5 protein-coding genes are annotated in these 7,781 nt (G+C 68.0%); 1 reads left to right on the top strand and 4 read right to left on the bottom strand.

Going from position 1 to position 7,781, the window contains the following annotated elements:
* The 4 genes from DBR34_RS10010 to DBR34_RS10025 all read right to left on the bottom strand — a co-directional run.
* Nucleotides 1-1,039: heavy metal translocating P-type ATPase (locus DBR34_RS10010; protein ID WP_146186808.1), on the bottom strand; the 1,039-nt coding region annotated here is incomplete at its 3' end.
* Between the two features lie 60 nt (nucleotides 1,040-1,099).
* The gene (locus tag DBR34_RS10015) at nucleotides 1,100-2,557 is read right to left on the bottom strand and encodes a TolC family protein (RefSeq protein ID WP_128096680.1); all 1,458 of its coding nucleotides are present in this window, start codon (nucleotides 2,555-2,557) and stop codon (nucleotides 1,100-1,102) included.
* 47 nt (nucleotides 2,558-2,604) lie between these two features.
* A complete protein-coding gene (locus DBR34_RS10020; RefSeq protein ID WP_128096681.1) occupies nucleotides 2,605-5,781 on the bottom strand; it encodes an efflux RND transporter permease subunit in 3,177 nt (1,058 codons plus the stop codon).
* On the bottom strand, nucleotides 5,778-6,944 hold the full coding sequence (locus DBR34_RS10025) for an efflux RND transporter periplasmic adaptor subunit (protein WP_128096682.1): 1,167 nt from the start codon (nucleotides 6,942-6,944) through the stop codon (nucleotides 5,778-5,780). Before DBR34_RS10025 ends, DBR34_RS10020 begins: the two co-directional genes overlap by 4 nt.
* Nucleotides 6,945-7,328: 384 nt before the next feature.
* Between DBR34_RS10025 and aroQ the strand changes: the two genes are divergently transcribed.
* Nucleotides 7,329-7,778, top strand: a complete 450-nt coding sequence (aroQ, locus tag DBR34_RS10030) for a type II 3-dehydroquinate dehydratase (RefSeq protein WP_128096683.1) — start codon at nucleotides 7,329-7,331, stop codon at nucleotides 7,776-7,778.
* The last annotated feature ends 3 nt before the right edge of the window (nucleotides 7,779-7,781 follow it).

Raw genomic sequence — 7,781 nt, forward strand, 5'->3', positions numbered from 1 at the left:
GCACGAGCACCACATCGCCGGTGGTCACCTGCTCCAGCGGGATCTCCACGGTGGCGCCGTTGCGCTCTACCCGTGCGGTCTTGGCCTGCAGGCCCACCAGCCGCTTGATCGCCTGCGAGGTGCGCCCCTTGGCCCGGGCTTCCAGCATGCGCCCCAGCAGGATCAGCGTAACGATCACCACGGCCGCTTCGAAATAGACGTTCGCCGTTCCCTGAGGCAGCACGCCGGGCGCGAAGGTGGCCACCACCGAATAGCCATACGCCGCCGCCGTGCCGACCGACACCAGCGAGTTCATGTCCGGGCCACCCCGCAGCAGTGCCGGCACGCCCTTGCGGAAGAAGCGCAGCCCGGGCCCGAACAGGACCAGCGAGGCCAGCGCGAACTGGATGTACGAGCTGGTCTGCAGGCCCAGCGTATGCACTACCCAATGATGCATGGACGGCACCAGGTGCGAGCCCATCTCAAGGATGAACACCGGCAGGGTGAGCGCCGCGGCGATCAGCAGGGAGCGCTGCAGTTCGCGCCCTTCGGCCTCGCGGCGTTCGGCATCCTGGTCGCCCGCGCCGCCAGCTGCTGCCGCTACCCGGCGCGAGGTGTACCCGGCCTTTTCAATGGCCGCTTCCAGGTCGGCGATGGTGACCACGCCCGCCAGATGCCGCACGCGGGCACGTTCGGTGGCCAGGTTCACACTGGCCTCGATGACGCCCGGCACCTGCCGGAGGCCCTTCTCCACCCGACCCACGCAGGACGCGCAGGTCATGTCCTGGATCGCCAGCTCGGTGGTTTCTTCGTGGACGGCGTAGCCTGCACGTTCGATCGCCTCGACAACGGCCTGCGGATTGGCCGCCCCGATGAAGGTGACGTCGGCACGCTCGGTGGCAAGGTTGACCGAGGCCGTTTTCACACCGGGGATGGCGCTGATGGCGCGTTCCACGCGCCCCACGCAGGAGGCACAGGTCATTCCGCTGACCGGCAGGCTGAGTCGCCCGCCCAGCGGTTTGGTCAGTCGGGTGTCGTTCTGGAGTGCGGTGGAAGCCATCGGGCTGCCCCTTGAAGAAGGTAGGGTGAGTAGAGCGTGGGGGTTCCAACGATGGGAAGGTCAAGACCGGGAGATGAACCCGGTCAGCCGTGCGACAGGCCTGCTGCCGGCGCCGCCACAGTCGACGTCTTCCCGTGTGCAGGGAACCCAGCCGCCGCCCAGCGCCTTGTAGATGCTCACGGTGGCCAGCCGCTGGTTGGTCCGGGCCACCACCAGGGCGCGCCGGCTGGCGAAGTCGGCCCGCTCTGCTTCCAGGACATCCAGGTAGACGCCCTCCCCGTGCGCGAACTGCGCGCGCGCAAGGTCCGCAGCCTGGCTGGTGGCCGAGGCCTCCTGGAGCCGAAGCTGCAGGGCGGTGCCGGCCGCGCTGAAGGCGCCGAATGCATTGTCGGTCTCTTCCAGTGCGCGCAGCACGGTCTGGTCGTAGTGGATGAGCGCCTCGCGGGCGCGCGCCTCGCTCGCCGCGATTCTGGCGCGAACCCGTCCGATATCCAGGAAGGACCACCGCAACAGGGGCGCCAGCAGGCTGGACAGCGCCGAACTACCGCCGGTGGAGCCCAGGCTGCCGGCTACCACGCCGATGGAGCCCTGTATCTCGATCTGGGGATACAGCCCGGCGGTCTCCACCCCGATGTGCGCGGTAGCCGCGGCCAGACGCAGCTCCGCTGCCTCGATGTCCGGCCGCCGTGCCAGCAGCGCGGCGGGGTCGCCCACGATGATGCGCCGCACCTCCAGGGCGTGCGGTGCGGTGGACGGCACCGGTGCAACGAACGTCTGCGGTGTTTCGCCGAGCAGAAGGGCGAGTGCATTGAAGGCGACCGCGCGGCGCCGCTCCAGTTCGGGCGCCACCACCTCGACACTGCGCAGCGCCGCCTCCGCCCGCAGCCGGTCGAATCCACTGGCCGCGCCGGCATTCTCCAGGCCCTCGACCAACGCCAGGCTGTCACGCTGGCTCTGCGTGATGGCGGCAACCACCCCCAGCTCGGCGTCCAGGCCGCTCAGCTCGAACCAGGTGGCCGCCACTGCGGCCGCCACGCTGGCCTGCACGTCGCGCAGCAACGCCTCGCGGGAGCCGGCGTCGGCCTGGGCGGCCTCCGATGCCCGGCGGACGCGCCCGAACAGGTCGATCTCCCAAGATGCATCGATGGCCGCCCGATAGGTCTCGCTTCGGCGTGCCTGGCCCGGCGCGGTTTCCACGGCACCGCGCCGACGGTTTTCGTGGCCCACCCCTGCGCTTCCCTGCGGCAAAAACCCCTGGCGGCTCTCGCGCAGCAGGGCCCTGGCCTCATCCAGGCGTGCGGCGGCACGCCCGATGTCGTGGTTGGCGGCCCAGGCGCGCTGGATCAACGCGGTCAGTGCCGGATCATCAAAGGACCGCCACCACTCGGCGTCGATCGCCCCGGGCACCAGTGCGGCGGACGTTGCACCGAAGTCGCCCGGGAACGCCGCCGCCGACGGCAGACGCGGGGGTGACGGCGGGTAAAAATCGGGTCCCACCGACGCGCACGCGGACAACATGACGCTTGCACCAAGCGGAAGAAGAATCGAAAGACGACGGCCGTTGCTCACGATGCGATCTCCTCTGCGCGGCGTGCCGGCCCGGGTGCGGGCTTCTCGAAGCGGGACGAAATGCGGCGGATCAACACGTAGAACACCGGCGTCAGGAACAGGCCGAACACGGTCACCCCGAGCATGCCTGCAAAGACCGCGATGCCCATGGCCTGGCGCATCTCCGCACCGGCACCGGTGGCCAGTACCAGCGGCACGACGCCGGCGATGAAGGCGAGCGAGGTCATCACGATCGGACGCAGCCGCAGTCGACACGCCTCCACCACGGCGTCGACGGTGCCCCACCCGTCCTCCTCCAGGGTGCGGGCGAATTCGACGATCAGGATCGCGTTCTTGGCCGCCAGCCCAACCAGCACGATCAAGCCGATCTGGACGAACACGTTGTTGTCGCCGCCCATCAGCCATACACCACCGATCGCGCTGAGCAGACACATGGGTACGATCAGCAGGACCGAGAGCGGCAGCAACCAGCTGTTGTACTGCGCGGCGAGGATCAGGTAGGCGAGCAGCACACACAGCGGGAAGATGTACAGCGCCGCATCGCCGGCCAGCTTCTGCTGGTAGGTCAGCTCGGTCCATTCGAAACTCACGCCTTCGGGCAGGACCTCCTTTGCCAGGCGTTCCATCACCGCCACGACCTGGCCCGAGCTGACGCCCGGCGGCGCACCCCCGGAAATATCCGCCGAGGGATAGCCGTTGTAGTGGATGACCCGGTCCGGGCCCGAGCTGGGCGTGACCGTGACAAACGACGACAGCGGCAGCATCTGGCCGGCGGCATTGCGGACCTGCAGCTGGCCAATCGCTTCGGCCTGCATGCGATGTTCCGCATCACCCTGGGCAGTCACTTTGTAGGTGCGACCGAAGCGGTTGAAGTCGTTGATGTACAGCGAGCCAAGGTAGACCTGGAGCGACTCGAACACATCGGCCAACGGCACGCCCTGGCTCTTGGCCTTGGTGCGGTCGATCACCACGTCAAGCTGCGGCGCGTTGACATCCAGGCTGGTCATCAACCCCGCGACCTGGCCGGATTCTGTGGCCTTCATCATCAACATCTGGGTCTGCTGCACCAGCGCGTCCATGCCGACCCCGCCGCGATCCTCGATCTGCATCTTGAACCCCCCGGTGGCGCCCAGCCCCGGCACCGGCGGCGGCGGGAACACGCCCAGGAAGCCATCCTGGATACCGGCGAACTTCGCCTGCAGCCGCCCGGCGATCGCCGTGGCCGCAAGGTCGGGCGACGTGCGGTCCTTGAACGGATCCAGCATGACGAACATCACCGCCGCGTTCGGGACGTTGACGAAGCCGTTGATGGACAGCCCCGGGAAGGCCACCACGCTTTCGACCCCCGGTTCGGCAAGGGCCAGCTTCGACATCTGCCGGACGACATCGTCGGTGCGGTCCAGGGAGGCCGAGTTGGGCAGCTGTGCGATCCCCACCAGGTAGTACTTGTCCTGCATGGGCACGAAGCCGGGCGGCACGATCTTGAAGCCAACCAGGGTCAGCGCCAGCAGACCGCCATAGACGAACAGGGCCACGCCACTGATGCGCACGAGTTTGCGCACGCCGTTGCCGTAGGCATCCGGGGCCCGCTCGAAGGGACGACTGACCCACTGCATGGCACGCGTGGCGCGGCCGCGCAGGCTGCGCGGATCACGCGGGGGAGCGACCTTGCGCGGACGCAGCAGCATGCCCGCCAACGCCGGGCTGAGGGTGAGCGAGTTCACCGCCGACAGAATCGTCGAGATGGCGATGGTGAGCGCGAACTGGCGGTAGAACTCGCCCTGCAGGCCGGTGAGGAAGGCGGTGGGAATGAACACGGCCGCCAGCACGGAGGTGATGGCGATGATGGGGCCGGTGACTTCGCGCATGGCGCGGCGTGCGGCTTCCACCGGCTCCTCGCCGTCTTCGATGTGGCGCTCGACGTTCTCGACCACCACGATGGCATCGTCGACCACGATGCCGATGGACAACACCAGGCCGAACAGTGACAAGGTGTTGAGCGAGAACCCCATCAGGTGCATGACCGCAAAGGTGCCGATCAACGACACCGGCACCGCCAGCAGGGGAATCAGGGATGCCCGCCAGTTGCGCAGGAACAGCACCACCACGATCACCACCAGGACGATCGCCTCCAGCAGCGTGGTGGCCACCGACTCCAGCGACGCCCGCACGAACACCGTCGGGTCATAGGCGATCCGCGACGCCAGCCCTTCGGGGAAGTTCTTCTCAAGACGCGCCATGGTCTCGCGGACCGCGGCCGAAACATCCAGCGCGTTGGCACCCGGGGCCTGGATGATCTGCAGGGCGACCGCGGGCTCGCCATCCAGCAGGCTGCGCAGCGCATAGGCGTCGGCCCCCATTTCGATACGCGCCACGTCGCGCAGCCGCGTGACCTGGCCGTCGCTGCCGGTGCGGATGATGATGTCGCCGAACTGTTCCTCGTCGGTCAGCCGCCCCAGGGTATTCACCGTTACCTGGAAGGCGGCGGTGGAATCGGGTGCCTGGCCGACCGAGCCGGCGGCCACCTGTACGTTCTGCTCGCGCACGGCGGCGATGACGTCGCCGGCGGTCAGGCCCCGCGCGGCAATGAGGCCGGGATCCAGCCACAGCCGCATGCTGTACTCGCCTGCGCCCCAGACCAGCACATCGCTGATTCCCGGGATGCGGGACAGTTCATCGCGGACCTGCAGGTAGGCATAGTTGGAGATGTAGAGCGGGTCGTACCGCTGGTCCGGCGAGACCAGGTGCACCACCATCAGGATGTCCGGCGAGGTCTTCTGGGTGACAACGCCCTGGCGCTGCACGTCGGCAGGCAGGCGCGGCAGCGCGCGCGATACCCGGTTCTGTACCTGAACCTGGGCCATGTCCGGATTGATGCCGTCGGCGAAGGTGACGGTGAGGATCATCCGCCCGTCGGTGGCCGACTGCGAGGACATGTACATCATGCCTTCGACACCGGTGATGGCCTGCTCCAGCGGCGCTGCCACCGTCTCTGCGATGACCTTCGGATTGGCGCCCGGATAGGACGCGGTGACCTGGACGGTTGGCGGGGTGACCGCGGGATATTCGCTCAGCGGCAACTGGAAGAACGCGACGATGCCGGCGATCACCATCAGCACCGACAGCACGATGGCGAAGATCGGTCGATCAATGAAGAAGCGCGGGAAGTTCACTGCGCTGCTCCTTGCTTGCCGGGCGCCTTCAGCGGCACGCCATCAATCGCGCTCACCTGCGGCGTCACCTTCATGCCGGGGCGCACCAGCCCCTTCACGACGATGCGTTCACCCGGCTGCAGCCCCTGCTCGATCACCCTCAGCCCGTCCACCACCGGGCCCAGTTCCACCGGGCGGTACTCGGTCGTATCGCCCTTCCCTACCACCAGCACATAGCGGTGGCCCTGGTCGGTGCTGATCGACTGGTCCGACACAAGCACCCTGTCCTTCGACGTACCCGCCTCCAGCCGCACCTTGGCGAACAGGCCAGGCGTCAACTGGCCGTCCGGATTGTCGATCACCGCGCGTACCCGCACCGTGCCCGTGCCGCGATCTGCCGCGTTGGACAGAAAATCAAGGCGCCCTTCACGGCGGTAATCCTTGTCCGTGACCAGTGCAACGCTGACCTTGGCCGAGCCTGGGCCCGCAGCGTGACCGTCCGTACGGCCCGCCGCCAGCGAGCGCAGGTAGGTGCGCTCGTCCACGTCGAAATAGACGTGAAGCGGGTTGATCGACACGATCGTGGTGAGCGGGGTGACCCCGCTGGCGACATAGTTGCCTTCGGTGACCAGGACCTGCCCAACGCGGCCGCTGATCGGCGAGGTGACACGGGTGAAGCTGAGGTCCAGCTGCGCGGCATCCAGCGCCGCCCTCGCCGCATCCACCTGGGCCTTGCCTGCATCCAGCGCGGCCGTGGCGGAGTCCAGCCGATTGCGCGCCACGATCTTCTGGACGAACAACTGTTCGGCGCGCGCATGGTCGGCCTGGGCGAGCGCGGAGGCCGCTTGTGCCTCGCGCAGCCGCGCGGCAGCGGCATCGCGTGCGGCCTGGAACGGTCGCGGATCGATGTGGAAGAGCACTTTGCCCTTCTCCACCACGCTGCCCTCCGGGACACTGACCTGCTGGATGTAACCGGCGACGCGCGGGCGCAGCTCCACCTGTTTGACCGCGGTCAGCGAGCCGGTGAACTCGGCGAAGGGCGTGACCGGGCGGACGATGACCTCGGCCACGGGCACACCGGGCGGCGGGGCGGAGCCACCGCCAGGCGCGGTCTCCTTGCAGCCAGCGAGGGCGAGTGCGGCGCCGATCGCCAGGGTCATCAAGGTGGTGCGCGTGATTGTCATCGTTGTACCTTTCGCGACTGCAGTTGGATGTCGGGTGTGCTGAACCGAAGCGGCTCCGGCGACCGTTGTCCGGCATGCCACGCTTGGAAGGTCAAGCGGTTTCTGTTGGGCGGGCCATGGCGCGGACGTACCGGCCAATCCGCGGGCACGGCAACGCCGCCCGACGCGCGCAGCGGGGGCACGCCGGGTGCAGGGCCCAGTTCAAGATCCGTGAGGTGGGTGGGAACGGCCACCCACCATGGCCAGGCGCACAGCGTGAAATGTCGGCGGGGCGGGTGAATGGAGCGAATTTCAAACGTTCGATTGAAACACCCGTAACTTCGCCGAACTGGACACCATCAGCAGGTTCCGCCAGACTTCGCCCTTTCCCGCTTCGTGGCACCCATGGCGAAACTGCTGGTCCTGCATGGCCCCAACCTCAACCTGCTCGGCACACGCGAGCCGGGGGTGTATGGGCACACCACGCTGGCGCAGATCGACCAGGCCCTGCTGGCCCAGGCGCACGCCGCCGGGCACGCCGTGGAGAGCCTGCAGTCCAACGCCGAACACCACTTGGTGGACCGCGTGCAGGCCGCCCGCGACGACGGCACCGCCTTCATCCTGATCAACCCGGCTGCGTTCACCCACACCTCGGTGGCCCTGCGCGACGCGCTGGCCGCGGTGGACGTGCCGTTCATCGAAATCCACCTGTCCAACCCGCATGCGCGCGAGCCGTTCCGCCAGCACAGCTATTTCAGTGACAAGGCGGTGGGCGTGATCTGCGGCTTCGGTGCCGACAGCTACCGCTATGCGATGGATGCCGCCCTGACCCGCCTGCAGGGCGCGCGCGCCTGATGA

The sequence above is a fragment of the Stenotrophomonas sp. HMWF003 genome, from assembly GCF_003061285.1.
Lineage (GTDB): Bacteria > Pseudomonadota > Gammaproteobacteria > Xanthomonadales > Xanthomonadaceae > Stenotrophomonas > Stenotrophomonas maltophilia_AP.